A 26,988-nucleotide genomic window follows, 5' to 3' on the forward strand; every position below is an offset into this window, starting at 1 on the left:
GTGCGCCGCTGGTCGGGATCTCGTCCGCCCAAGCTCATCAGGGGCATGCGCACCAGGGGCATGCGCACCAAGGCCATGCGCATCAGGGTCATGCCCACCACGAGAGATCCCCGGGCGCCCCCGCCGCGATGGCACCGACGCTCGCCGAGGCGCGCTCCGCCGCGGAAGGCCCGCGCCTGACCGTCGCGATCTCGGACGAAGCGCCGGCTGCCCGGCCCTGCAACGGGCTGTGCTGCCTGATGGGGGCCTCCTGCTGCGTGCCCGGGCTGCTGCCCGACGGCCTGGCGGCGGTCCCGGGCCCGACCACGGCCCGCCGCCTGACCGCCGCCGAGGACGTGCCGCCCCCCGGCATCGCGCCGGATTCGCCCGCGAGGCCCCCGAGACCCTTCGCCTGACGCCCGCGCCCTGCGCCGGCGCGCCGCCCCGACGGGCCGCGCCGCCCGCGGGCGCTCCCCGACGTCCGCTCGCGAAGGTCTCCTCCCCCGATGCCCCCGTTCCGGCTGCCGGCCGCGCTCCGCGCGCTCGCCGCGGCGCTCGCCCTCACGGCGCTGCCGTTCCTCTCCCCCCTCGCCAGCGCCCATGAGGGCCACGACCACGGCGCCCCGTCGGCGCCGGTCTCGAAGACCATCGCGCCGCGGGGCGAGGCGGCGTCGGCCGCCTTCGAGCTGGTGGCGATCCCCCGCGGCGACGCGCTGGTGCTCTACCTCGACCGGTTCGCCACGGGCGAACCGATCACCGATGCCGTCCTGGAGGCCGAGACGCCGGCCGGTCCCGCCACGGCGCAAGCCGTGCCGGACGGCAGCTACCGCCTCCCCGCGCCCTGGCTCGCGACGCGGGACCCTCGGCAGGACCACCTCGACCTCGTCGTCACGGTGACGGCCGGCACCGACGTGGACGTGCTGCCGCTGACGGTCGCGCTGCCGGCCGCCGGGCCCGCCGCCTCCGCCTCGCCGGCGCATGACGGCGAGGGCTGGCTTCACCGGTCGATCGAGGGCCTGACCGAGCGGCTGTCCGCCCGCGACCCCGGCGCCGGCCTCGCCGCGGCCGGGGGCTTCGTGCTCGGCCTCGCCGCCATGGGGCTGATGCGGGCCGGGCGCCGGGCACCGGTCCTCGCCGTCATGGTGCTGGCCGCGACCCTGGTGCTCGGCGCCACAGCCTTCGCGCACGAGGAGCGGGGACCATCCGGCGACCGCCCGGAAGCCCGCGCGGCCTTCGTGCCGCCGCCCGTCGACCTCGCCCAGCGCCTCGCCGACGGGGCGGTGTTCGTGCCCAAACCCACCCAGCGCCTGCTCTCCCTGCGCACGCAGGTCGCGGCCGAGGATTCCTTCCGCCGCACCGTGTCGCTGCCGGGGCGCGTCATCCCGGACCCGAACGCCAGCGGCGTGGTGCAATCCTCCGTCGGCGGGCGCCTGGCGCCGCCGCCGTCCGGCACCTTCCCGCGCCTCGGCACGCGGGTGCGCCCGGGCGAGGTGCTGGCACTGGTCACCCCGCCGGTGCAGCGGGTCGATCTCTCCGACATGCGCCAGCGCCAGGGCGAGCTCGACCAGCAGATCGCCATCGTGCAGCGCCGGGTCGACCGCTACCAGAAGCTCAGCGTCGGCGGTGCCGTCTCGCAGGTGCAGCTCGACGAGGCGCAGGACGAGCTCAAAGGCCTCAAGGACCGCCGCACCGCCCTCGACCGCATCCGCCAGGAGCCCGAGGTGCTCACCGCCCCGGTCGGCGGCGTGATCGCCGAGGCCGCGGCGGTGGCGGGCCAGATGGCCGCGCCCGGCCAGATGGTGTTTCAGATCGTCGATCCGGGGAAGCTCTGGGTCGAGGCGCTGAGCTTCGACGCCCTGACGCCGGCCGCCGACGCGACCGCGCGGCTTCCCGACGGGCGCAGCCTGCCGCTCGCCTACCAGGGCGCGGGGCTCGCCGACCGCAACCAGGCGATCCCCGTCCAGTTCGCGATCGAAGGCGGGGTGCAAGGCCTGCGGGTCGGCCAGTTCGTCACCGTGCTCGCCGCGACCGACGCCGAGCGGAGCGGCCTCGCCCTGCCGCGGGGAAGCGTGGTGCGCACCGCCAACGGCCAGGACGTGGTCTACGCCCACACGGCCGCCGAGCGCTACGAGGCGAGGCCGGTGCGGGTCGCGCCCCTCGACGGCGCCCGGGTGCTGGTCGAGGCCGGGGTGAAGCCCGGCACCCGCGTGGTGGTCCAGGGCGCCGAGCTCCTGGACCAGGTCCGGTAGGAGGCGCGCCGATGTTCTCCGTCCTGGTCACGCAGTCGCTGCGCAACCGCCTGCTCGTCCTGGCGCTGGCCCTCGTGCTGGTGCTCTACGGCGCGTTCAGCCTCACCCGGCTCCCGGTCGATGTCTTCCCCGACCTCAACCGCCCGACCGTCACCATCATGACCGAGGCCGAGGGCTACGCGCCCCCGGAGGTCGAGCAGATGGTGACCTATCCGATCGAGACCCGGCTCAACGGCCTGCCCGGGGTGACCCGGCTGCGCTCGGTCTCCGGCGTCGGCCTGTCGGTGATCTACGTCGAGTTCGCCTGGGGCACCGACATCTACCGCAACCGCCAGCAGGTCGCCGAGCGCCTGAGCCTGGTCCAGGACCAGCTGCCCCGCGGGGTGACGCCGCAGATGGGCCCGGTCTCCTCGATCATGGGCCAGGTGCTCCTGATCGCGGTGACCGGCGAGGGCCTGTCGCCGATGGATCTGCGCGAGACCGCCGACTTCGTTCTCCGGCCGCGCCTTCTCACCGTGCCGGGCGTGGCGCAGGTCATCCCGATCGGCGGCGAGGTGCGCCAGTTCCGCGTCGCCCCGAACCCGGCGGCGATGCGGGCGCTCGGGCTCACCAACGCCGGGCTCGACGCCGCCCTCCAGCAGTTCGGCACCAATGCCGGCGGCGGCTTCACCGACCAGTATTCCCGCGAGTACCTGATCCGGAACATCGGCCGCACGATGAGCCTGGAGGACCTGAGCGACCTCGTGGTGGGGACGAGCGGCAGCGCCCCGGTGCGCCTGCGGCAGGTGGCGGAGGTCTCCTTCGCGGCCAAGGCCAAGCGCGGCGAGGGCGGCTACCAGGGCCGGCCGGCGGTGATCGTCTCGGTCGAGAAGCAGCCGGACGTCGACACCGTGGCGCTGACCCGCTCGATCGAGGCGGCGTTGAAGGACGTCGCGCCCTCGCTGCCGGCCGGCATCTCGGCCGACAAGATCCTGTTCCGCCAGGCCGACTTCATCGAGACCTCGATCGGCAACGTCGAGCGGGTGCTGGTCGAGGCGATCCTCGTGGTCGCCGTGGTGCTGTTCTGCTTCCTGCTCAACGTCCGCACCACGCTCATCTCGCTCACCGCGATTCCGGTCTCGATCCTGACGACCGCGCTGGTGTTCCATCTCCTCGGGCTGTCGATCAACACGATGACGCTCGGGGGCCTCGCCATCGCAATCGGCGAGCTCGTCGACGACGCGGTGGTCGACGTCGAGAACATTTTTCGCCGCCTGCGCGAGAACCGCGCCGCCGGCAACCCGCGCACCGTGTTCGACGTCGTGGTGTCGGCCTCGAACGAGGTGCGGTCGGGCATCGTCTACGCCACGGCGATCATCGTCCTGGTCTTCGTGCCGCTCTTCGCCCTCTCGGGCATCGAGGGGCGGCTGTTCGCGCCGCTCGGCCAGGCCTACATCGTGTCGATCCTGGCGAGCCTCGTCGTCTCGATCACCCTGACGCCGGTCCTCGCCGCCTGGCTGCTGCCGGGCATGAGGAGCCTGGAGGAGCACGAGAGCCGGTTCATCCGCGGGCTCAAGCGCCTCAACGCCGCGGCCCTCCGGGTGGCGTTCCGCCGCCAGCGCCTGCTCGTCGGCACGGTCGCAGGCCTCGTCCTCGGCGCCGGGCTCGCCGCCTGGCAGCTGCCGCGGGCCTTCCTGCCGCCGTTCAACGAGGGCTCGTTCACCGTCACCATGGCGTTCACGCCCGGCATCTCGCTCACCGAGAGCAGCCGGGTGGGCGCGGTCGCCGAGCGGCTGCTGATGGAGATCCCGGAGGTCGCCGCGGTCGGCCGGCGCACCGGCCGGGCCGAGCTCGACGAGCACGCCGAGGGGGTCCATTCCTCGGACCTCGAGGTGGCGCTGAAGGGCGGCGGCCGCCCGAAGGCGGAGCTCGTCGCCGAGATCCGCCGGCGGCTCGCGGTGCTGCCGGTCTCGGTCAATGTCGGCCAGCCGATCTCGCACCGGCTCGACCACATGCTGTCCGGCGTCCGGGCCGAGATCGCGCTCAAGATCTTCGGCGAGGATCTCGACGCCCTGCGCCGGGCGGCCAACGCCCTGCAGGAGCGCATGCGGGCGATCCCCGGCCTCGCCGACCTGCAGGTCGAGAAGCAGACCCGGATCCCGCAGCTCGAGATCCGGGTCGATTACGGCCGGGCGGCGCTCTACGGCGTGCAGCCGGCGGGGATCGTCGAGCAGATCAGCCGGCTCTCCAACGGGCGCCTGGTCTCGACGGTGGTCGACGGCACCCGCCGCTTCGACGTGGTCCTGCGGCTGCCGGAGGCGCAGCGCACCACCGCGACCTTGAGCGACCTCCTGGTCGAGACGCCGTCGGGCTGGGTGCCGGCGCGCCAGATCGCCGACATCCGCGAGACCGACGGCCCGAACCAGATCCTGCGCGAGAACGGCCGCCGGCGCCTCGTCGTGATGGCGAACACGACGCCCGGCGCCGACATGGGGAAAATCGTCGCCGGCATCCGCCGGGCGGTGGCGGCCGAGACCCTGCCGCCGGGGGTGTTCACGAGCCTCGAGGGCACGTTCCAGGCCCAGGAGGAGGCGAGCCGCACCATCGGGGCGCTGTCCCTCGTCTCGCTCGGGCTGATCTTCGCGCTGCTCGCCAGCCGCTACCGCTCGGGCGCGCTCGCGCTCATCATCATGGGCAGCGTGCCGCTCGCCCTCGTCGGCTCGGTGGCGGCGCTCTGGCTCGCCGGAGAGCCGCTCTCGGTCGCCTCGATGATCGGCTTCATCACGCTGACCGGCATCGCGGCCCGCAACGGCATCCTGAAGGTCAGCCACTACCTGAACCTCGCCCTGCACGAGGGCGTGCCGTTCGGGCCCGACCTCGTGGTGCGCGGCAGCCTGGAGCGCCTGACCCCGGTGCTGATGACCGCGCTCTCGGCCGGCGTCGCCCTGGTGCCGCTCCTCACCGACGCGGCGAGCCCCGGCAAGGAGATCCTGCACCCGGTCGCGGTGACGATCTTCGGCGGGCTCGTCAGCGCCACGCTCCTCGACGCGCTGCTGACGCCGGTCCTGTTCCTGCGCTTCGGCCGGCGCCCGCTGGAGCGCCTGGCGGCGGCCCGCGACGCCGCCGGACCCGGCGCCCACGACACCGCCCATGCCGGTCCCGCGCCGGCGGACGCGTTCTGATCCCGCCTCAGGAAACCCGGAGAACCCGATGCTGATCCAGAGATTCCTCGCCGCCGGCACCGTGCTGGTCGCCCTGCCGCTCTGCGCGCACCGCGCCTGCGCCCACGAGGGCGTCGGGCACAATGGCGGGCGCATCGCCGATGCCGGGCCCTACCATATCGAGCTCGTGACGAAGGACCGCAAGGTCGAGGTCTGGGTCTACGACGCCAAGGAGCGGGCGGTGGCGCCTGGCGGCTTCAAGGGCACGGCGATCCTCGTCGTCGGCGGCAAGCCCGCCCGGGTGGTGCTGGCGCCGGCCGAGGAGCGGCTCGCCGGCGAGGCCGAGGTGGCGCTCGGCGCGGCGCCGAAGGGCGTCGTGCAGATCACCGGGCCGGACGGCGCGGCGGCGAGCGGCAAGTTCAACTGAGGCAAGTTCAACTGAGGCAAGTTCGATTGCGGTAAGTTCAACCGGAGGCGGCGCTCCCGCGCCGCCGGCTCGTGACGCAGGGGAGCGCCCGCGTCGCGGGCCCCCTGTCCCAGGAAAGGACGATCCAGCCCGCCAACCGCGATCGCGGTCGGCGGCGGCAACGGTCCGGTCAGGCGGCCTTCCGCAGCACCTGGCTCGACACGAAATCCTGGATGTTGCGCACGGTCGAGAAGACCTCGCGGCTGAGCAGGTGTTCCGGGAACTCGATCTCGAAGTGCTCTTCCAGGTCCATCATCACCTGGACCGCCCCGAAGGAGTCGAGCCCGTTGTCGAACAAGCAATCGTCTTCCGAGAGGCGGTCGATGGTGCGGGCGAGGGTGCCGTGGCGCGCCAGTATCGTCCGTATTTCCTGCGCAGAAGCCATCGCTCTTCCTCGTTCTCTGCCAATACGGCTTAGACAGATACAAGTCGGAAATCAAACTCATTCTTCGTTACTGGTGAATCGTCCGCATACCGGTCGCCGCCGTCCGCATACCGGTCGCCGCCATCCGCGCCCCGGGGCCGCCTCCCCGCGCGGCACCGATCCTGCGGGAAGGCGGCGGAAGGCCGGCCCGGTGTCTCCGCACCGGGCAGGATCGTTCGGGAACGGCACGGGTGGCGGGTCATGCGCGGACAGGGATCAGGGCGGTTCGAGGCGCTGGATGCGGGGCGGGGCGTCTGCGCCCTCGCGGTCGCGTTCTTCCACATGCCGCTCGCCCACCCGCTGCAGCAGCAGGCCTGGTTCCCGAACCTGCAATTCTGCGTCGACTTCTTCTTCGTGCTGTCGGGCTTCGTGCTGCTGCACGCCTACGGCGACCGGCTGGCGACCGGCCGGCAGGGCCTGCGCTTCGTGCTGATGCGCTTCGGCCGGCTCTGGCCGCTGCACGCCGCGACGCTCGGCCTGATGATCCTCGTCGAGGTGGCGCGCCTCGCCTATCTCGCGCACCACGCCGACACGCCGGTCACGACGCCGCCCTTCGGGGCCGGGCACCGGCCGGTCGAGATCGTCACCCACCTGCTGTTCCTGCAGAACTTCCGCACCTTCGGCGATTACAGCTGGAACTTCCCGTCCTGGAGCATCGCGGTCGAGTTCTGGGCCTCGATGGTGCTCGCCCTGACCGTGATGGCGGCGGGCCCGCGGGCGCGGCGCGTCTTCGCCGCACTCGCGGCGCTGAGCGCGCTGGCCCTGTGGTGGCTGAGCCCGCGCACGCTGTTCGTGATCCAGAACTGGGGCATCGTGCGCTGCCTGTTCGACATGTTCGTCGGATGCCTCGCCTACAGCCTGCGCGACGCGTTGCGGCTGCCGCGCGCCGCCGCGACGACGGCCGAGGCGGCGGCCGGCCTCGCGATGCTCGCCCTGGTGGCGCTCGCGCCGCAGGGGATCGGGGCCTGCGCGGCGAGCCTCGCCTTCGGTGCCGCCATCGCGCTGTTCTCGCAGGGGCGGGGCGCCCTGTCGGACGTGGCGCGCCGGCCCGCCGCCCAGCGCCTCGGCCTGTGGTCGTTCTCGATCTACCTGCTGCACCTGCCGGTGATCCAGGTCTTCACCACCGCGATGCACTACGTCGAGCAGCGCACCGGCCTGCCGCGCACGGTGGTGCTCGGGCATGACCGCTACCTCGATTTCGGCTCCGGCGGCGCCAACCTCGCGGTCGCCGCCGGGCTGGTCGCCGCGACGGTGCCGCTCGCGGCCCTGACCTACCGCCTCGTCGAGCGCCCGGCCCTCGCCTGGTTCCGGCGCAACGACGCCCGGCTGGCCGCGGCAGCGGTGGAGCGCGACCGCGCGCCGGCCGTCGCCGCGGCGCTCCTCCCGCGCTGACGCCGGGCCGGCCTGTCTCAGTTTGGGATGGCGCGGCGGCCGAAACGGCTGGGGGATCGGTAACCGAACCACGACTAAGTTCCTGCCCGTACCCTGCCGGATCAGGGACGGTCGTCGGCCCGCGCGCCGCTCGGGAGCGGAGCCGGTTTTTCCGCGCCGCGGCGCAGCCGATCGAACACGCGCATGAGGCAGGGGCACGAGATGTCTTCGGCAGATCCCGCCGCGGCCACCACCCGCAGGACCGGCGGAACCCTCGCGGACCTGTGGGGCTCGGCGCGGCGGCGCAGCCTGTGGATCGTCGCGAGCGCCGGCCTGATGGCCTCGCTGGGCGGGCTCTACGCCCTGCGCCAGGTGCCGACCTACCGGGCCACCGTCGAGATCCTGATCGACCCGCAGGCGCTGCAGATCGTCGGGCGCGGCCTGTCGCGCCAGGACGCGCCGGCCCAGCTCGACTTCGCCAACCTCGAGAGCCAGGGGCTGATCCTGCTCTCGGCCAAGCTCCTCGACCCGGTCATCGGGCAGCTCGGCCTCGCCGAGGACCCGGTCCTGACCCGGGGCGCGCCTCCCGGCGCCGACCCGGCCGTGGTGGCGCTCGAGGCCCTGCGCAAGCGCATCGTGGTGAAGCGCGTCGAGAACTCGTTCAACTTCCAGCTCACCGTCGCCTACCCGGATGCGCGCCGCGCGGCCGAGATCGCCAACACGGTGGCGGCCCAGTTCTTCGAGGTCGGCGCCCGGGACCGGGTCTCGGCGGTGCGTCGCGCCAACGAGGCGCTCCTGACCCAGGCCGCCGACCTGCGCTCCCAGCTCAACCGGGCCGACGTCGCGGTCGAGCGCTACCGGGCCGAGAAGGGCCTGATCGCCTCCGGCGATGCCGGGCTCCTGGTGTCGCAGCAGCTCAAGGACCTCTACACCCAGATCACCGCCGCCGAGACCAACCTCGCCCGGCTCTCGGCGAGGCGCGAGCAGGTGCGCCAGCTTCGCGCCCCCGACGGCCAGGTCCAGGCGGTGCCCGAGGCCGATACCTCGCAGGTGATGGTCTCGCTGCGCACCCAGTACGCCCAGACCCTCCAGGAGATCGCCCAGCTCTCCCGCAGCCTGGGACCGAGCCACCCGCAGATGATCGCTCTCGCCGCCCAGCGCGCCGCGACCGCCCGGCTGATCGCCGCGGAGGCCGACCGCATCCGCCGCACCATCGAGGAGGACCTGCGCCGCGGCGAGGAGAGCCTGCGCCAGCTCCGCGCCCGCGCCGAGCGGCTGATCCAGAACCAGACCAGCAGCAACCAGGAGGGCATCCGCCTGCGCCAGCTCGAGAGCGAGGCGGAGGCGATCCGGCGCACCTACAGCCTCGTCATCGACCGGACGAAGGACCTCGAGCAGCAGCAATCGATCAACCCGAGCAACTCGCAGATCATCTCGCGCGCCACCCCGCCGCTGAAGCCCTCCGACACCCCGGCGCCGATCGTGATCGTCGCCGCCGGCCTGTTCGGCGCCGTGCTCGGGCTGATCCTCGGCTTCCTCTACGACCTCTGGCGCGGCAACATCACGACGGTCGCGGGCTTCGGGGCCGCCGGCGCGCCGGTCTGGGCCCGGCTGCAGCGGCCGGGCCGGGGCGGCCGGAACGGCAGCGCCGAGCAGGCCCTCGTCACCGCGGCGCGCGAGCTGCGCACCCGCCTCGCCGGCCGCAGCACGGCGGTGGTCGTCACCGTCGCCGCCGACGGCCTCGGGCCGGAGCGCCTGCACGCGGCGGAGGTGCTCACCGACCTCCTGATCCGCCTCGGCGAGCCGGCCCTGCTGGTGCCCGAGCAGGCCCATGCCCGGCTCGGCTTCGGCGACGGCCCGCGCACCGACGCGCCGGTCCGCGGCCGGCTCGCCGTCATCGAGCCCGTCCGCGGGCCCGAGCGGCTGATGCGGCCCGAGATCATCGTGGCGGAGCGCGACGTCGGGCGCGGCGACGGCTGGCTGTCGATCCCCGAGACCTCCGATGCGATCCTCCTCGTCGTCGCCCCCGGCCGGATGACCCGGACCCGCCTCGAGCGCCTGCTCGAGACCCTCGACGGCGCCGGCCGCTTCCGGGCGCAGGGGCTGTTCGGCCTCGTCGCGGTCGAGGGGCGGCGCGCACCGGCCCCGCGCCGGCCGGCGCCCGAGCCGGCCCCCGTGCCCGGCCGCGTGCGGGCGGCGTGAGGGGCGGACCATGATCCCGGCCACGGCCCTGCCGGCCGTCGACTGGCGCGCGCCCTACCAGGCGCGGGCGGCGTTCGGGGTGCTGATCGCCGCCCTCGTCTTCAACGCCGCCCTGTGCTTCCTCAACACCGCCGGGTTCCCGGTCTCGGGCGGCAGCGTCATCGGCGCCGAGATCGCGATCATCGCCCTCACCCTCGGCTTCTCCCTCGACGAGCGGCCCGGGCCGTGGCTGATCCTCGCCGGGCTCGTGACCTACGGGCTCCTGCTCCTGGCGCTTCGCGGCTCGACCGACGTCAAGGGCGTGCGCGACTTCCTGATCCCGGTCGTGTTCTACAATCTCGGCATGCGCTCGCCCGACCTGCGCGACGCCGACCGCGCGGTGCTGGCCTCCGGCATCGTCGTGGTGGCGATGGGGCTGTTCGAGTATTGCCTGTTCGACACCTACCAGCAGTACTTCAACATCGTCCGCTACTACGTGGCCCGCGGCAGCATGTCGGCGGCGGAGATCAGCGAGCTGACCGGCTCGCTGTTCACCAGCGGCATCCGGCCGGATTCACGCACCATCCTGCCGTTCCTCGGGCCGCACCGGGTCTCCTCGGTGTTCCTCGAGCCGGTCTCGGCCGGCAATTTCGGCGCCGTCCTGTTCGCCTGGGCGCTCTACCGCCGCACCATGCAGGGGCGGGCCTGGCTGTTCCTGTGCGCAGCCCTCACCATCATCCTGGCCGATGCCCGCTTCGGTGCGTACGTCTGCGTCGCGATCGCGGGGGCGATGCTGGTGGGATACCGCCTGCCGCGCCTGCTCTGGTTCGCCCTGCCCTTCACGATCCTGCTCGCGCTGACGGTCTACGGCTACGAGAGCATGCAGGTGACCTGGCAGAACGACATCGCCGGCCGGCTGCTCTGGGCCGCCCTGCTCATCACCTCGCTGCCGCCCGAGGGCGTGATGGGCATCCTGCCCGACAAGCTGTTCCTGTCGGATTCCGGCTACGCCTACGCGCTCACCCAGATCGGCGTCGCCGGCACCCTGGTGGCCTGGGGCCTGTTCGTGCTGATGCCGGCCCGCAACCCCCAGGGCTGGCGCCTGCGCTGCGCCATGGCGATCTACCTCTGCCTGCTCCTCGTCATCAGCGACTCGCCGTTCTCGATCAAGACGGCGGCCCTGGTGTGGTTCATGCTGGGAGCCGCGGACGGGGCGGAGCCGGAGGACGAGCGTCGCGAGACGGCTTGACGCGTGGCTCACCCCGGCGACGTGCAGGGGACGCAAGAAGGAGGGATGATGGCCCTGACCCGCAGCTTCAAGGACACCATCGAGGCGCGCGCCGAGCGCGACCCGGCTTTCCGCGATGCCTGCTGACCGAGGCCGTCGACCAGTTCCTCTCCGGCGACCTCGAGACCGGCAAGGCGGTCCTGCGCGACTACATCAACGCGACGATCGGCTTCGAGCGCTTGGCTCACGAAACCGGCAACTCGTCCAAGAGCCTGATGCGCATGCTCGGCCCGACCGGCAACCCCACTGCCGGCAACCTGCTCGGCGTGCTGCGCACCGTGCAGAAGGCCGCGGGTGTGCATCTCGTCGTCTCGACCGCGTCGCGCGGCTGATTACCCGCGATCCGCTTGCCGCCTGGGCACCCGTCCGAACCTCCACCAGGAACCCCGCCAGGGCCGCGACCCGCGAAGTCCCGTGGCGCCGTGACGGCCGGATCCAGGGGGCGGCCACCCGGGCCGGGCGCCGGGGCGTTCCCTCAGATCGCGTCCGGCGCCTTCCGTCATTCGTGATTGGCTCCCGCTCCCGTCCCGAGCGAGACTGACCGCCCGGTCGATTCCGTCCCGAGGGGGAGCGCCATGCCCGGCACCTTGTCGTCCACCGCCCCACCGGTGCTGATCGTCGGCGCCGGCCCGACCGGGCTCGTGCTGGCCCTCCAGCTCGCCCGGCGCGGCGTCGGCGTGCGGATCGTCGACCGGGCCGAGGGGCCGGGCACGGCCTCGCGGGCGATGGTGGTGCAGGCCCGCACCCTCGAATTCTACCGCCAGCTCGGCTTCGCCGAGGCGGTGGTGGCCGAGGGCGTGCGGATCCCGGCGGTCCGCCTGCGCGAGGGCGGCGAGGAGGTGGCGCGGGTGGCCTTCGGCGATCTCGGCGCCGGGGAGAGCCCCTACCCCTTCGTCCTCGCCTACCCGCAGGACGACCACGAGCGCCGGCTGGTAGCCGAGCTCGCGCGGGCCGGCGTCGCGGTCGAGTGGGGCACGGCGCTCTCGGGGCTGTCGCAGGACGGGGTGGGCGTCCGGGCGGTGCTCGAGCGCGGGGGCGCCGGGGAGGCCTGCACCGCGTCCTATCTCTGCGGCTGCGACGGCGCCCACAGCCGGGTGCGGGAGAGCCTCGGCATCGGGTTTCCCGGCGGCACCTACGACCAGCTGTTCTACGTCGCCGATGCCCGCGTCGCCGGAGGGTTCCACGAGGAGCTGTCGATCCACCTCGGCGCCCACGGCTTCGGGCTGATGCTGCCGGTGCGCCTCTCGGGCATGCAGCGCCTGATCGGCCTGGTGCCGGAGGCCCTGGCGGCGCGGGCGGGCCCGACCCTCGCCGACCTGACCTTCGAGGATCTGCGCCCGGGCGTCGAGCCGCTGATGGGCATCCGGGTCGAGGCGGTGAACTGGTTCTCGACCTACCGCGTCCATCACCGGGTGGCGGACGCGTTCCGGGCCGGGCGCTGCTTCCTCGCGGGCGATGCCGGCCACATCCACAGCCCGGCCGGCGGCCAGGGCATGAATACCGGCATCGGCGACGCGGTGAACCTCGCCTGGAAGCTCGCCGAGGTCGTGGCCGGCCGGGCCGGTCCCGCCCTCCTCGACACCTACGAGCCCGAGCGGATCGCCTTCGCCCGCAGCCTCGTCGCCACCACCGACCGGGCCTTCCGGGCGGTGACCGGCCCCGGGCTCGGCGGCCAGGTGCTGCGGACCTGGCTCCTGCCCCACCTCGTGCCGGCGCTCTGGGGTTTCGCGGCGGCCCGCAGGCGCCTGTTCGACACCGTCTCGCAGGTCCGCATCGCCTATCCCGACAGCCCCCTGAGCGCCGGGCGGGCCGGAACCGTGCAGGGCGGCGACCGCCTGCCCTACCTCGCCGAACCCGACAATTTCGCGCCGCTCGCCAGCCTCCGCTGGCAGCTCCACGTCCACGGGGCGGCCGGTCCCGACCTCTCGGCCGAGGCCGGGCGCGCCGGCCTGCCGCTCCACGCCTTCCCGTGGAGCGAGGCGGCGCGGGAGGCGGGCTTTGCGCGCGACGCCGCCTACCTGGTGCGGCCGGACGGCTACGTCGCGCTCGCCGGGGCGGAGGCCCGGACGCTCGCGGCCTATCGCGGGCGCTGGGGCATCGGCGAGGCCCGGGCGGGCGGCGCGCCCGCGGAGAGCCAACACCGTTAACCGGACCTTAAGGGGATGCCTGCCCTGGTTGCACGACGCGAGTGCCGCCGTCCGGCCGGCGCTCGCGGGTGGCGCCGTGGAACCCCGTTCATGCTGGACTCGGTCCGGATCTCGCTCAAGGTGCTGAACGCGGCCCAGCTCGCCGGGGTGGCGGCGGCCGCCTTCGGGCTGGCCTGGTACGGCGGCGCGCTCTCGACCGCCCCGCGCGAGGCCGGGAGCGAGCGCCCCGCCCTCGTCCAGGCCGCCCGGGCCTATGCCGACGCTCTCGACGAGGAGCTCGGCGCCTCGATCGGCGACGCCCGCAACGCCGCCCTGCTCCTGCGCCTCGACGATTCCGCCGTGCCCGACGCCTGGCGCGCCGCGCGGCTTCAGGACTGGCTCGCCCTCAACCCGCGCTACCGCGACGCCGTGCTCCTCGCCCCGGACGGGACCTTGCGCGCCTCCGGCGGGGCCGGGCCGCTGCCGCGGACGATCACCGCGACCTCGGCGCCGTCCCGCGGCGCCGAGGTCGCGGTGACGGCCGGGCCCGAGGAGGCGCCCTTCGCGCTGACGCTGGCGCTCGGCGCCTCCGGCCGGCCGGACCGCCTCGTGCTCCGGGCCGCGCCCGCCTTCTTCGACGGCATCGCCGAGCGGGTCCGCCGCGGTCTGGGCCGTGTCGCCTCGAGTGGCGGCGACGGCATCCGCTTCGCGGTGGCGGGGGCGGACGGGCGCGCCCTCCTCGGTCCCCTGCCGGCCGCCGACGACCCGCGCCCGCACGAGGCCGCGCCGACCCGCGGCAGCCGCGATCTCGCCAGCCCCGGCTGGCTCGTCACCGCCACCGCGCCCCGGATCCCCGTCGCGGTGCCGGCGGGGCCGGACCCGCGCCTCGTCGCCCTCGGCCTCGCGCTGGTGCTCGGCGCCGGCGGCCTCGGCTACGCCCTCGGCGGACGGGTCTCGGCGCGGCTGCGCCGGCTGGCCGACGCGTCCCCGGGCGATGCCCTTGCCGGTCCGCTTGCCGACCCTCCTGCCGATCCCCTCGCCGACGCGCCGGCCTCGCGGGTGCGCGAGATCGCGGCGATCTCCGGCAGCATGCGCGACCGGGCCCTGAGCGTCGATGCCCGGCTCGCCGGCGCCGGGACCGGCCTCGACCGCGTCCGCGGCCGGCTCACCACCTTCGAGACCATGTCGGGCTGGACCTGCTGGGAGATCGATCCCGAGACCCGGCAGGTGGCATGGTCGGATCCCGGCGCCGCCGCCGCCGACGGCGTCGCGGCGCAGTCCGACCGCGTCGCGACGCTCGCCGACCTCGCGGCCCGGTTCGAGCCCGCCGACCGCCCCCTCCTCGACCTCACCCTCGCGGCGGCGCTGGAGGCCGACGGCGCCCACGACGTCGTCCTGCGCACCCGCGGCCCCGGCCCGGAGACCGGCCGGCGCGTGCTCGTGCGCTTCCTGCGCGGGCGCGACGGCGCCGGCCGCATGCGGGTCCACGCCCTCAGCCGGGCGATTCGCGAGGGGGATGCCGCCGACACGCCGGCGGGCGCCAACGAGCGCCGCCGCAGCCTCGTCCTGCGCCGCGTCACCGACGGGATCGTCCACGACTTCAACGACGTGCTGACGGTGGTGCTGGCCAATCTCGGGGTGCTGCGGCGCCAGACCGCCCTCGACGCGCGCCAGGCCGCCCTGACCGACGCGGCGCTCGCCGGCGCCCAGCGCGGCGCGGCGCTCACCCGCCGCCTGCTCGGCCTGGTGCGCGGCGAGGAGCCGGGGGCCGATCTGGCCTCGTCCGACCTCGCGGCCACCGTCGCGGCGTTCCTGCCCTTCCTGCAGGGGAACGTGCTGCGCGACGCGCCCGTCGTCACCCGCATCCCCGACGGCCTGCCGCGGGCCGCCTGCGGCGAGCGGCTCGTCGAGCTGGTGCTGCTCAACCTCGCGTTCCACGTCCGGGACCTCGGCCTGCACGGCTTCGCGATCGGGGCGGCCGCGCAGCCCGCCGGCTCGCCGCCCCTGCCCGGGATGCCAGACGGCCCGGCCCTGCGGGTCCTGTTCGCGAGCGGGCGCCGCCCGGCCGGCGCGGGCGCGCGGCCCCAGGGGCGGGCGCTCGAGACCGTGGCGCAGCTCGTGCGCCGCAGCGGCGGCGGCTGGCGCCTCGTCTGCGACGGGAGCGGCGAGGAGGCGTTCCTCGCCGAGATCTGGCTGCCCGCCGAGGCGCGCGCGCCCGAGGCGGTCGCGGTCCCGGCGCGGGCGCCCCTGCGCATCCTCCTCGTCGAGAGCGACAGCCTCGTGCGGGCGAGCCTCGTCGAGGCCCTGAGCGAGCTCGGCCACGCCGTGGTCCAGGCGGCGTCGGGCGAGCACGCCCTGACGCTGCTCGCGGACGACGCCGCCTTCGACGCGATGATCGCCGACCAGGCGATGCCGGTGATGACCGGCCTCCAGCTCGCCGCCACCGTGGTCGAGCGCCATCCCGGCATCCGGGTGATCCTGGCGAGCCCGCACGGCCGGCTCCCCGCCGCGGCGCGCCGGTTCCTGCGGCTCGACAAGCCGTTCCGGCAGGAGGACCTCGCCGCCGTGCTCGGCGCGGCCGCGCCGCCGGCGACCCGCGCCGCCTGATCCGCCCGCCCTCCGGTCCGCGCGCGGGCGCCCGAATCGCCGCATGGGTAAAATTTGCCGGCACGAATCTCGAGGAGTGCAAGTGAAATTTAACCGTCCTCCCGCATAAATCGGTGCAAAGAGTACAGTTGTGTTGTGGAGCGAGCGGCGTTGATTGTCTCGAGCCCGAAACCGATCCGGCGCCGCCTCGGCGGCGCGATCCTGATCCTGCTGGCGACGGCCGGCATCGCCCCGGCCGCGGCGGCCGACCTGCGGGCGCCGAGCGCCGGCGCCGACTGGTATACCGGCGCGCCGGCCCAGACCGTCGACGACAGCTGGGCGATCGCCGTCGACGGCTCGACCAGCGTCACGTCGAACAGCTCGGCCTTCGGATCGATCACCGTCACGGCGCCCGTCGCCGGCTCGCCGACCCAGAGCGGGCCGCGGGTGCGGGTCGAGGCGATCGCCGGCACCTACTCCTATCCGGGCCAGGCCGTCGCCTCGCGGGTGACGGGCTACCAGGAGGAGGGCTCGGTGATGGCCGGCTACGAGTGGGTCTGGCGCGACGCCGCGCTCGCCGGCTTCATCGGCTTCAACGCCCGCAGCAACCAGCTCTCGATCGTCGATCCCGGCAACCCGGTGGTCGGCACCGGCGTCGGCCTGCGCGTCGCGGCGAACTTCTACGCCAACCCCACCGACCGCACCATGGTGTCGGCCTACGGCTCCTACTCGACCAAGTTCAACGCCTATTACTCCCGCGTCCGCCTCGGCTACATGGTCGCCGACGGCGTCTATATCGGGCCGGAGGCCCTGTTCCTCGGCGACGACTTCTTCCGCCAGTACCGGATCGGCGCCCACCTCTCCGGCGTGAAGTTCGGGCCGGTGCAGATGTCGCTGGCCGCCGGCTTCGTCCAGGACCGGGTCCAGGGCTCGGGCTATTACTCGAGCATCGAGGCGCGGGCGAATTTCTGAGCGCCTAGAGCATTTTCCGGCGAAGTGGATGCCGGTTCGTCGAAGAAAATGCGGAAAAAAATCAAAAGCTTAGAGAGCTTGGCGATTGCTGCGCGATCGTGACGTGCTCGAGCGAGGGTGGGCAGCATCGCGGGTGCCGGCCCCATCCCGTCTCATCCGGGGCGTCGGCCGTTCCAGGATCGGCCGACGCCCCGCAGCCCGTTCGAGCCGGAAACAACCTCGCGCCCGTTCCCGTCCCCCGCATCCGCAACGGATCGGATGACGACGCCTGCGAGGTCGCGGCGTTCGAGGTGAAGCCCGGGCTCCCCGGCCCGCATCGATCTAAAGCAAGTCGGCGCCTGTCGGTCCGGCTCGGCCGAGGGAGCGCTGCAACCGGCGCTGCAACCTGATCCGTTGTCGAAATTAATTCGCAATCTAAGGTTGATTTTCGCTGCGTTGCGGCAAGGGCGAGAACGCACTCTGGACTGTCGTGCCGGTGCGTTATTCGCTGGTGACTTTCCGCTGAACGCGTCGGAGCACGGATGATCTGAGGCAAGTGAGGTGCCTCGATTTATGAGCAAATGCGACTTTTTTTGCACGCGACGGCGACGAATCACGGCTTGAGTTGCTGATCGAAATCAGGTTTTCGTAACGAGAAATGGACATAATCTGATGGCTTAGGGGCTGGTGATTCTGGAGAGGCGGGCGTGGTGCGTGCGTTGCGATGGCTGGCCTGGATGGGGACGACGGCGGCCGGCCTCGCCCTGCTGAGCCAGCCCGTCGGCACCCAGAACCAGCTCGCGATGAGCCTCGCCGCCATGGCGGCGATGGCGGGGCTCTGGCTCCTGGTCGACGGGCCGCGGGCGCGCTTCGTCTTCCTGGCGATGGGCAGCCTGGTGGTCCTGCGCTACATCCTGTGGCGGGTGACCGACACCCTGCCCTCGCCGGGCGACCCGGTCAGCTTCGGCTTCGGCCTGCTGCTGCTGTTCTGCGAACTCTACTGCGTCTTCATCCTGTTCGTCAGCCTGATCATCAACGCCGAGCCGCTGCGCCGCCGCCCGCCCGTGGCCGCGCCGGCCGCCGACCTGCCCACCGTCGACGTCTTCGTGCCGAGCTACAACGAGGATGCCGAGATCCTGGCGATGACGCTCGCCGCCGCGCGGCAGATGAACTACCCGGCCGACAAGCTGACCGTCTGGCTCCTCGACGACGGCGGCACCGACCAGAAATGCACCGACTCGGATCCCGAGAAGGCCGCGGCCGCGCGGGCGCGGCGGGCCGAGTTGCAGGCGCTGTGCGGCGCGCTCGGCGCCCGCTACCTGACGCGGGAGCGCAACGAGCACGCCAAGGCCGGCAACCTCAACAACGGCCTGTCGGCGGCCACCGGCGACCTCGTCCTGGTGCTCGACGCCGACCACGTGCCGTTCCGCTCGCTGCTGGCCGAGACCGTCGGCTACTTCGCCGAGGATCCCAAGCTCTTCCTGGTCCAGACCCCGCACGCCTTCCTCAACCCGGACCCGATCGAGCGCAACCTCAAGACCTTCGAGCGGATGCCGTCGGAGAACGAGATGTTCTACGCGGTGACCCAGGCCGGGCTCGACAAGTGGAACGGCTCGTTCTTCTGCGGCTCGGCGGCGCTGCTGCGCCGGCAGGCCCTCGACGAGGCCGGGGGATTTGCCGGCATCACCATCACGGAGGATTGCGAGACCGCCTTCGAGCTGCATTCCCGCGGCTGGACCAGCGCCTACGTCGACCGGCCGCTGATCGCCGGCCTCCAGCCCGACACGCTCGCCGATTTCATCGGCCAGCGCTCGCGCTGGTGCCAGGGCATGTTCCAGATCCTGCTGCTCAAGAACCCGGCCCTGCAGAAGGGGCTCAAGCCGATCCAGAAGCTCGCCTACCTGTCGAGCATGACGTTCTGGTTCTTTCCGATCCCGCGGCTCGCCTTCATGTTCGCGCCGCTCCTGCACATCTTCTTCGATTTGAAGATCTTCGTCGCCAGCGTCGACGAGTCGATCGCCTACACGGCGACCTACATCGTCATCAACCTGATGATGCAGAACTACGTCTACGGCAAGTTCCGCTGGCCGTTCGTGTCCGAGCTCTACGAGTACGTCCAGGGCCTGTACCTGTCGAAGGCGATCGTCTCGGTGATCTGGTCGCCACGCAAGCCCACCTTCAACGTCACCAACAAGGGCGCGACCCTCGACCACGATCACCTGTCGTCGCTCTCGCTGCCGTTCTTCGCCGTCTACGGCCTCCTGCTGGTCGGCTGCCTGGTGGCGGGCTGGCGCTACCTGTTCGAGCCGGGCGTGACCAACCTGATGCTGGTCGTCGGCCTGTGGAACTTCTTCAACCTGCTCACCGCCGGCGCCGCGCTCGGGGTCTGCGCCGAGCGCCGCCAGCTCGAGCGCACGCCCTCGCTGGCGGTCGCTCGCCGCGGCCGACTCACCCTCGGGGGCCGGGCCGTGGACGTGGCGATCGAGCGGGTCTCGGCGGAGGCCTGCACCGTGCGGATGCCGGCCTCCCTCCTCGCGCCCGGCGCGGGCCACCATCCGGTCCCCGGCACCCTCGCGGTCGAGCCGGTGGCGGGCGCGGCCCCCGCCGGCGCCCTGCCGGTGATCCTCGGGCCGGTCACCCGCTCGGGCGCGGACGCGGTCTGCCGCCTCGCCTTCGGGGGCCTGCGCGTCCAGGACTACGTCGCGCTGGCCGGCCTGATGTACGGCGACGCCGAGGCGATGCGCCGGTTCCAGCTCCGCCGGCGCCGCCACAAGGACCTGTTCACCGGCACCCTGCAATTCATCTGGTGGGGCCTCGCCGAGCCCGTCCGGGCGCTACGCTACGCGCTGGCCGGCGACGCCCGCCCCGTCGCCGTCGAGGGCCCGGTCGCGGCTCCGGTCTACGACGAGCCCGTTCAAGCGCCCGTCCCGCCGCAGCCGGCCGACCTGCCCCTCGCAGCCCCCGCCCGGCCGACGGTGCCGGTGCGGGTCCAGGCTCCCGCGCAAACGACTGCCCAAGCTTCCGGCCAAGCTTCCGGCCAGGCCTCCACCCGGGTTCCGGTCCACGCCGAGGCGGAGGCCGACGGCGACTGGGTCCGCCTGATGCTCGACTACGAGAACGACCGCGCGCTCGGCGACCGCGCCCTTGCCGACCGCGCCCTTGCCGACCGTGCCCTTGCCGACCGCACCCTTGCCGACAGCACCTTTGCCGACCGGACCTTCGCCGACCGGCCCCGGCGCACCGATGCGGCGTGAGGCCGAGATGATCCTGCGCCGTCTCGTCGCCCCGGTCGCGATGCTCGCAGTGAGCGGCTCTCCCGCCCTTGCCCAGAGCTTCCTCGGCACCGGTCCGGCCGAGCGCCTGACCCTGCCGCCGACCGGCGAACCCCTGCGACCCGCCGCGCCGCGCCAGCCGGCGCTGCAAGGGTCTCAAGCGCCCGAGGCCGATCCCGCACGGCGCGGGATGCCGGTCGCGGCGGCGGTCGCGGCGGCGCGGCGGTTTCCCGCCGGCACGCGGGGCTACCGCCTCGCCGGCGAGGAGGATTCGCTGCAATTCCCGGTCTACCTCACCGAGGCGCAGGCGCGCGGGCCGGGAAAGCTCCGGGTGTCCTACCTCTCGGCGATCTCGGTCGCGCCGGAGGCCTCCGAGCTGTCGGGCAGCGTCAACGGCACCAAGGTCGGCTGGACGCGGATCCAGGCGCCCGGCGCCGTGAAGGTGGTGGAGTTCCCCCTGCCGGAGGGGCTGCTGAAAGCCGGCTACAACGCGGTCTCCCTCGCGGCGAGCCAGCGCCACCGGGTCGATTGCTCGACCGAGGCGACCTACGAGCTGTGGACGCAGATCGATCCGTCGCGCTCGGGCCTCGCCGTGGCGCAGGCGGGCGACCTCGACCTCAAGACCCTGGCGGCGCTCGAGCCGGACGAGAGCGGGGCGCTCCCGATCGGGGTTCTGCTCGCCGAGCGGCCGAGCCCGGAGCGGCTCGAGCGGATGATCGGCGCGGTGCAGGCGGTCGCCCTCGTCGGGCGGCTCGCCCGGCCGGCGGTGACGTTCGGCCCTGCCCTCTCGGGCCGCGCCGGCCTCACCCTCGTCGCCGGCACCGCCGCCGAGATCCGCGGCACCGAGGGGCTGGAGGAACTCGGGGCGATCACCGGCCCGCGGGTCGCGCTGCTGGGCCCCCGCGGCAGCCGCGCCCCGGTCCTGGTCGTCACCGGCACGAATGCCGCGGAGGTGCGCCAGGCGACCCAGACGCTCGCCGCTTCCGGCGACCCGTCCGGCACGCCGGCGGGGTCCCGGCTCGCCGAGCTGACGCGGGGCTATCCCGTCCAGGGCGGCGAGAGCCTGACCCTGGACCAGCTCGGGGTCGCGAGCCGCGAGTTCAACGGCCGGCTCCTGCGGGTCGGCTTCGAGGTGCGCTTCCCGGCCGATTTCGTCCCGGCCGATTACGGCAAGGTGATGCTGCACCTCGCCGGGGGCTACGCGGCCGGGCTCGAGCCGAGCGCCCGGATCGTCGTCGACATCAACGGCCGCAACGCGGCGAGCGTGCCGCTGCCCTACAGCCGCGGCGAGGTGTTCACCGACAGCGCGATCCCGCTCCCCTTGAGCCTGTGGCGGCCGGGCCTGAACCGGGTCGAGATCAGCGCCCAGCTCCCCACCGCCGCCGACCGGACCTGCGACACCCTGGCGCCGGCGGCCCGGCGCGCCCGCTTCCTGTTCCTCGACCGCACCCGCCTCGACGTGCCGGCGCTCGCCCGCGCCGTGCGCAGCCCCGACCTCGCCGCGGTCAAGGCCGGGGCGGTGCCGTTCCTGAGCCCGGACCTCGCGGCGCCCGGTCCGCGCCCGCACCTGGTCCTGCCGACCCCGGACCGCGACACGACCTCGGCCGCCGCGACGCTCGCGGCACGCCTCGCCATCGCGGCCGGCCGCGTGATCGACTTCTCGGTCGGCAGCGACGAGCGGGTCTCGGATGGCGGCGCCCGCCTCGTCGTCGCCCCGGTCCGCTCCCTCACGCCCGCCGCCCTCGAGGCGGTCGGTCTCGACCCGGCCCAGATCCGCGGGATCTGGGAGGGCCGGGCCGAGACCGTCGCCACCCCCGGCCCGTTCGGCGCCGAGGGCGTCGTCACCCTCGACCGCCTGCGCCGCAACATGCCGATGCGCTGCGCCCTGCCGGCCTTCACGACGCCCCTGCGCCAGGCCACGCCCGCGCAGGCGGCATCCGCGCCGGCCCGGCCGGCGCCGCAAGCCTCCCCTCAGGCCCCCCTGTCGCAAGCCTCCCTCGCCGGCGAGGCGCCTCCCGACAGCGACGCCGACCTCGTCGCGCGCTGGGACGAGTCGGCCCGCGGCCTCACCGTCGTCCCGGCGGTGCTCGCCAATGCCTGGGAGGGCCTGTCGCGGCGGGCGGCGGAGGCCCGCGACCTCACCCTGCGCGTCGCCGGCGGACCGCAGCCCGAGGGCGTGCCGCTCAACCCCCGCGCCTCGCTGATCATCGCGCAAGGGTCCGGCCAAGGGGCCGGCCAAGGGGCCAGCCAAGGATCCGCCCAAGGCGCGGGCCAGGGAGCGGGCCAAGGGGGAGGCCGGCTCGCGGACACGACCGTGCTGGTGACCGCGCCCAATCCCTCGATGCTCAGGGCCTCGGTCTCCTGCCTCGTCGACCCGGTGGTCTGGACCGGCCTGACCGGCCAGGCCGCCTTCCTCGACGCCTCGAACGGCAGCCTCACCACCGTGCAGCCCGAGCGCGTCGAGCTGATCGAGACGCAAGGGCGGGGCCTGTCCAACCTGCGTCTGGTCGCGGCCGCCTGGCTCTCCCTCAACCCCGGCGCCTACGTGGCGATGACGCTGGTCATGGCGCTCTGCCTCGGGCTCGCCACGACGAGCCTGGTGCGCCAGCTCGGCAGGAGGAATTCGTGAGGCGCCCGACGCTCCTCGCAGCGGCCTGCGCGGCATGCCTGCTCCTCGCGCCCGGACCCGGCCGGGCCCAGGCACCGCAAGCGCCGAAGCCCGCGCAGCCGCCCGAGAGCGCGCAGGGTCAGGGCGCGCAGGGTCAAGGCATCCCCGGGCAGGTCGCGCAAGGAATGGAGGCGATTCCCGTGCCCCCCGCCACCGCCGTGCCGAGCCTGCCCCGCGCGGCCGCCCCGGGCGAGGCGCCGGGCCGTGCCGCCGCGCCGACGCTCGCCGGCAGCCTCGGCGACGATCCGGGCTGGCGCGCCTACCGGGCGCGGTTCGTGACCGAGAAGGGCCGGGTCGTCGACACCGCCAACGGGCTGATCAGCCACAGCGAGGGCCAGGGCTACGGCATGCTGCTCGCGGTGGCGGCGGGCGACCGGGCCGCCTTCGAGCGGATCTGGGGCTGGACCCGCGCCAACCTGATGGTGCGCTCCGACGAGCTTCTGGCCTGGCGCTGGGCGCCCGACCAGCGCCCGGCGGTCGCCGACATGAACAACGCCACCGACGGCGACATCCTGGTCGCCTGGGCGCTGACCGAGGCGGCGGAGGCCTGGGGCGAGCCGTCCTACCGCACGGCGGCGCGGCGCATCGCCGTCGAGTTCGGCCGCAAGACGATCCTGTTCCGCGACTCCCACGGCCCCCTGGTGCTGCCGGCGGTCGCCGGCTTCTCGGCCCGCGACCGCGCCGACGGGCCTCTGGTGAACCTGTCCTACTGGGTCTTCCCGGCCTTCCAGCGCCTCGGCCTCGTCGCGCCCGAATACGACTGGGCCGCGGTGATCCGCAGCGGCCTCGAGATCCTGCGCCGCTCGCGCTTCGGCCCGAGCGGCCTGCCGACCGAGTGGATCTCGGCCAAGGACGACGCCTTGCGTCCCGCCGACGGCTTCCCGCCGCTCTTCTCCTACAACGCGATCCGGATCCCGCTCTACCTCGCCTGGGCGGGCATCGGCCGGCCGGAGGATTACGCGCCGTTCCGGACCCTGTGGGGCGGGATCGACCGCGAGCGCCTGCCGATCGTCGATACCGGGGACGGCCGCCCGGTCGAGTGGCTGAGCGAGGCGGGCTACACCGCGCTCCCGGCCCTCGTCGCCTGCGCGCAGGACGGCACGCCGTTCCCGGACGCCCTGCGGAGCGTGCAGGGCGGGCAGAACTACTACCCCACGACGCTCCACCTCCTCGCCCTGGTCGCGGCCCGGATGCGATACCCCTCATGCCTCAGATCGTGACCCGCCGCCTCTCGCTCGCCGCGATCCTCCTCGCGGCGCCCGCTTTCGCCCAGGCTCCCGAGGCGCCGGCCCCGCGGGTCGTCTACGGCGACGGCGCGCGCGCGCCCGCGATCATGGTCGAGCCCGAGACCGCCCGCACGCCCGGCATGGTCGACGAGAGCGCGCTGCGCTACTACGCCTCGCAGAAGCAGACCGCCCGGATGAAGGCGGAGATCGCCCGCCTGAAGCGGCTCTATCCGGGCTGGACCGAGCCGCCGGACCTCGACAGCCTGCAGCCGAGCCCGCCCGAGGAGGCGCCGCTCTGGGACCTGTTCACCGCCGGCCGCCTGCAGGACCTGCGGGCCGGGATCAATGCCCGCCGCTCCCTCGACCCGGCCTGGCAGCCCTCCGAGGAACTGGCGCGCAAGCTGCGCCGGGCCGAGTTCCGCTCGAGCGTCGCGGCGGCCTCCGGCAAGAATCCCGACGGCAAAAATCCCGACGGCAAGAATTCCGAGGAGATCGTCGCCCTCTACCGCGCCGATCCGGGCGCCCTCGACCCGGCCGACGTCGAGAGCATCTGGACCATCGCCGACGCGCTCGCCGCCTCGGGCGCGGCCGAGGACGCCTTCACGCTCTACAAATCGGTGCTGGACGGCGGCGCCGATGCCGGCGCCCGCCTCGCCACGATCCAGAAGGCGATGGCGCACCTCAAGATGGACCAGGCCGAGCGCCTGATCGCCATGGGACGACAGGAGCCGGGGCGCCAGGACCAGGCCGGGCCCTCCGAGTTCGACCCGATCCGCCTCGACATCACCCGGGCCCGCATCGCCGCCTTCCTGCACGACGAGCCGGCCCAGACCCCGACGCTGCCCGACCTCACCGCCTTCCAGGCCTATGCCCGCAAGACCGCCGAGCCGAGCCAGACGGGGCTGCTCGGCTGGTACGCCTACAAGCGGCGCCAGTTCCGCGAGGCGCTGGAATGGTTCAAGCAGGCGATCGCGCGCGGCGGCGACGCGATGGTGGCGCACGGCCTCGCTCACACCCTGCGCGAGCTCAACATGACGCGCGAGGCCGAGGAGGTGGCGTTCGCCTGGCGCGAGCGCTTCGTCGGCAACGAATTGCTGTTCATCGACCTCCTCGAGCGCAAGCTGACGCTGGCGAGCCCGCCCTTCATCGAGCCCGCCCGGATCGAGCGCTACGCCCGGGTCGTCAACGCCACCGCCTCCGGCGAGGGCGCCCAGGGGCTGGCCTGGTACGCCTACAATTCGTGCCAGTTCGACGCCGCCCTCGAGTGGTTCCAGCGCGCGGTGGCCTGGATGCCGAGCGAGAGCACGGTGTTCGGCTACGCCCTGACCCTGCAGCGGCTGAAGCGCCAGCGCCCCTATCTCGAGGTGGTCAACCGCTACGACGGGCTGTTCCCGAAGGTGGTGGAGCTCCTGTTCCGCGAGAGCCAGGGCGGACCGCCGCTCCCGTGCGCGGTGCAGGCCGCCCCCGCCGGCCGTACCGGGCCGCAGGCCGGCACGCCCCAGCGGCCGGAGGGGCAAGCCGCATCGCAAGCCTCGTCCCAGGCTTCCTCGCAAGCCTCCTCGCAAGCCTCCTACGGACGCGTGCCCCGGCCGAACGCGCCGGGCGCCGGGGGCCGGGCCGAGGCGGTGCCGCCGGCGGTCCAGCGCGGCGAGTTCCCCCTGGCGGTGCCCCTCGACAATCCCCTGCGCTACCCCGCGGCGGCGGCCCAGACCCCGGCTCCCGGGACCTACGCCCGCGAGCCGGCCGCGCCGGCCCCCCCGCTCGTGGCGCGCCGGGTGCCCGGCGCCGGGGCGATGCCCTACGAGCGCTACGGCTACGCGCTGCTGCCCGGCTATAACGGCCTCGACAAGCCGGAGGGCTTAGGGTCGCCTCCCCCCGGGACGCTGTGGCAGGACCAGCAGAGCGAGCGCGGGCCCTCGTCGGCGCCCGAGAGCGTCCGCTTCTCGGTGCCGGCCCGCACCACCTCGGAGCGCACGCTTCCCCCCGAGAAAGGTTATCCGTGAGCGGTCGCGCCCTCGCCGTCGTCCTCGCGCTCGGCCTGCTCGCCGAACCCGGGCCGCTCCTGGTCCCGCCGGCCGCGGCGCAGGCCGTCCCGGCCCTGCGGCTGCCCGGCGCCGGCCGGGTCGCCGCGGTGGTCGAGACGCGCCACCGCGACGGATTCGACCAGCGCATCGCCTACGAGGGCGGCGACGGGCGCAACCACGCCGAGATCGCGTTGCGCAACGAGACCGGCGACCTGCTCCTCGCCTTCCCGCCGCGGCTCGCCAAGCCGAGCGAGTTCGGCATCGCCGGCGAGATCGCCGTGCGCTTTCCCGGCGAGGCGATGCGGGTGGTCGCGCCGCGCCGCAACGCCTACGGCCCGGTCGGCATGGCGCTCGGCGCCGACTGCCTCTACGCCTGGCAGTGGTTCGAGCGGCCGCGCCCGGGCGCCCGCAACACGGCGCAGGGCGGGATCTTCGGCACCGATCCGTCCGCGTTGCGCCGGGCGCTGTCGCTGCGGATCCGCCTCTGCCGCACCGCGCAGGCGAGCCTCGACGACCTCGTGGCGGCGGTCGAGCACCTGACGGTCGCGCTGCCGGCCGACGGGATCGCCCCGGCGGCCGCGCCGCGCCGGCATCCCCGCCCGCGCCCCGCGAGGCCGCCCCGCCCGGCCCCGGAGGCCCGCAAGGCGCCCCCGCCCGAGCGTCCGCCGGAGCGCCCGGCGCCGCAGACGGAGCGTCCCGCCGTTCCGGTCCCGCCATCCGAGAGCGGGCGCCGCTACCTCGCGCCGCGCGCGCCGGAGCCGCGGACGCCCGAGGCGCCGCCCGCCCCGGAGGCCGCGCCCCGGAGCGGGTCGCAGCGCTACATCACCGACGCGCCCCCGCCCGCCGAGCCCCCCGGCGGCACCCCGGCGCCGGGCCCGGCACCGAACCCGACGCCCGGCCCCGCGCCCGGCCGCGGCACCGGCGAGACCCTGTCGCGCGATCTCCCGCCGGAGGCCTACCGGCCGCCGCCGGAGCGCAGCCCCGGGCGGTGAGGCGGTCTCCGCCTCAATAGAAACTGGCTCATACCCTCGCGCCGA

16 protein-coding genes and 1 pseudogene are annotated in these 26,988 nt (G+C 74.1%); 16 read left to right on the forward strand and 1 reads right to left on the reverse strand.

The genetic code is table 11. The features are described 5' to 3' along the window. The first annotated feature begins 128 nt into the window (after positions 1-128). From DK419_RS27305 to DK419_RS27320, 4 genes are all read left to right on the forward strand, one after another. Entirely contained in the window at positions 129-395 is a 267-nt protein-coding gene (locus DK419_RS27305) for a hypothetical protein (RefSeq protein ID WP_109961855.1), read from the forward strand. A 90-nt stretch (positions 396-485) separates the two neighbouring features. After that, the gene (locus DK419_RS30110; RefSeq protein ID WP_109961856.1) at positions 486-2,228 is read left to right on the forward strand and encodes an efflux RND transporter periplasmic adaptor subunit; all 1,743 of its coding nucleotides are present in this window, start codon (positions 486-488) and stop codon (positions 2,226-2,228) included. Positions 2,229-2,239: 11 nt separating this feature from the next. Beyond that, positions 2,240-5,389: an efflux RND transporter permease subunit gene (locus DK419_RS27315; protein WP_109961857.1), complete on the forward strand. Its 3,150-nt coding sequence runs from the start codon at positions 2,240-2,242 to the stop codon at positions 5,387-5,389. A 28-nt stretch (positions 5,390-5,417) separates the two neighbouring features. Next, the gene (locus DK419_RS27320; RefSeq protein WP_109961858.1) at positions 5,418-5,795 is read left to right on the forward strand and encodes a hypothetical protein; all 378 of its coding nucleotides are present in this window, start codon (positions 5,418-5,420) and stop codon (positions 5,793-5,795) included. A 169-nt stretch (positions 5,796-5,964) separates the two neighbouring features. On the opposite strand, the gene DK419_RS27325 is transcribed toward DK419_RS27320, so the two are convergent. After that, positions 5,965-6,219 carry an acyl carrier protein gene (locus DK419_RS27325; protein WP_109961859.1) on the reverse strand — a complete coding sequence of 85 codons (255 nt, stop codon included), beginning with the start codon at positions 6,217-6,219 and terminating at the stop codon, positions 5,965-5,967. Between the two features lie 240 nt (positions 6,220-6,459). On the opposite strand from DK419_RS27325, the gene DK419_RS27330 reads away from it, so the two are divergent. The 12 genes and pseudogenes from DK419_RS27330 (at position 6,460) to bcsN (ending at position 26,943) form a co-directional block, all read left to right on the forward strand. Beyond that, a complete protein-coding gene (locus tag DK419_RS27330) occupies positions 6,460-7,650 on the forward strand; it encodes an acyltransferase family protein (RefSeq protein WP_109961860.1) in 1,191 nt (396 codons plus the stop codon). Positions 7,651-7,851: 201 nt separating this feature from the next. Beyond that, positions 7,852-9,831 (forward strand): GumC family protein, encoded by a 1,980-nt coding sequence (locus DK419_RS27335; protein WP_162561442.1) that lies wholly within the window; start codon positions 7,852-7,854, stop codon positions 9,829-9,831. Positions 9,832-9,841: 10 nt separating this feature from the next. Further along, positions 9,842-11,059 (forward strand): UDP-phosphate alpha N-acetylglucosaminyltransferase, encoded by a 1,218-nt coding sequence (locus DK419_RS27340; protein WP_109961862.1) that lies wholly within the window; start codon positions 9,842-9,844, stop codon positions 11,057-11,059. A gap of 48 nt (positions 11,060-11,107) precedes the next feature. Then, positions 11,108-11,430, forward strand: a pseudogene (locus tag DK419_RS27345) (helix-turn-helix domain-containing transcriptional regulator). Between the two features lie 243 nt (positions 11,431-11,673). Next, the gene (locus DK419_RS27350; protein WP_245442747.1) at positions 11,674-13,245 is read left to right on the forward strand and encodes an FAD-dependent monooxygenase; all 1,572 of its coding nucleotides are present in this window, start codon (positions 11,674-11,676) and stop codon (positions 13,243-13,245) included. A gap of 90 nt (positions 13,246-13,335) precedes the next feature. Then, entirely contained in the window at positions 13,336-15,831 is a 2,496-nt protein-coding gene (locus DK419_RS27355; RefSeq protein ID WP_109961863.1) for a response regulator, read from the forward strand. 210 nt (positions 15,832-16,041) lie between these two features. Further along, complete coding sequence (gene bcsS / locus DK419_RS27360; protein ID WP_245443072.1) at positions 16,042-16,782, forward strand: cellulose biosynthesis protein BcsS; 741 nt, start codon at positions 16,042-16,044, stop codon at positions 16,780-16,782. Positions 16,783-17,498: 716 nt separating this feature from the next. Further along, positions 17,499-20,015 carry a UDP-forming cellulose synthase catalytic subunit gene (gene bcsA, locus DK419_RS27365; RefSeq protein ID WP_245443073.1) on the forward strand — a complete coding sequence of 839 codons (2,517 nt, stop codon included), beginning with the start codon at positions 17,499-17,501 and terminating at the stop codon, positions 20,013-20,015. Positions 20,016-20,022: 7 nt separating this feature from the next. After that, positions 20,023-22,662, forward strand: a complete 2,640-nt coding sequence (locus DK419_RS27370; RefSeq protein ID WP_245442748.1) for a cellulose biosynthesis cyclic di-GMP-binding regulatory protein BcsB — start codon at positions 20,023-20,025, stop codon at positions 22,660-22,662. Positions 22,663-22,826: 164 nt separating this feature from the next. Continuing rightward, positions 22,827-23,921, forward strand: a complete 1,095-nt coding sequence (locus DK419_RS27375; RefSeq protein ID WP_109961866.1) for a family 8 glycosyl hydrolase — start codon at positions 22,827-22,829, stop codon at positions 23,919-23,921. After that, positions 23,906-25,930, forward strand: coding sequence for a hypothetical protein (locus DK419_RS27380; RefSeq protein WP_109961867.1), 2,025 nt, complete (start codon positions 23,906-23,908; stop codon positions 25,928-25,930). The genes DK419_RS27375 and DK419_RS27380 overlap by 16 nt, the downstream gene beginning before the upstream one ends. Continuing rightward, positions 25,927-26,943 carry a cellulose biosynthesis protein BcsN gene (gene bcsN, locus DK419_RS27385; RefSeq protein ID WP_109961868.1) on the forward strand — a complete coding sequence of 339 codons (1,017 nt, stop codon included), beginning with the start codon at positions 25,927-25,929 and terminating at the stop codon, positions 26,941-26,943. The genes DK419_RS27380 and bcsN overlap by 4 nt, the downstream gene beginning before the upstream one ends. Positions 26,944-26,988 lie beyond the last annotated feature (45 nt).

This window comes from Methylobacterium terrae (genome assembly GCF_003173755.1).
Classification (GTDB): Bacteria; Pseudomonadota; Alphaproteobacteria; order Rhizobiales; family Beijerinckiaceae; genus Methylobacterium; species Methylobacterium terrae.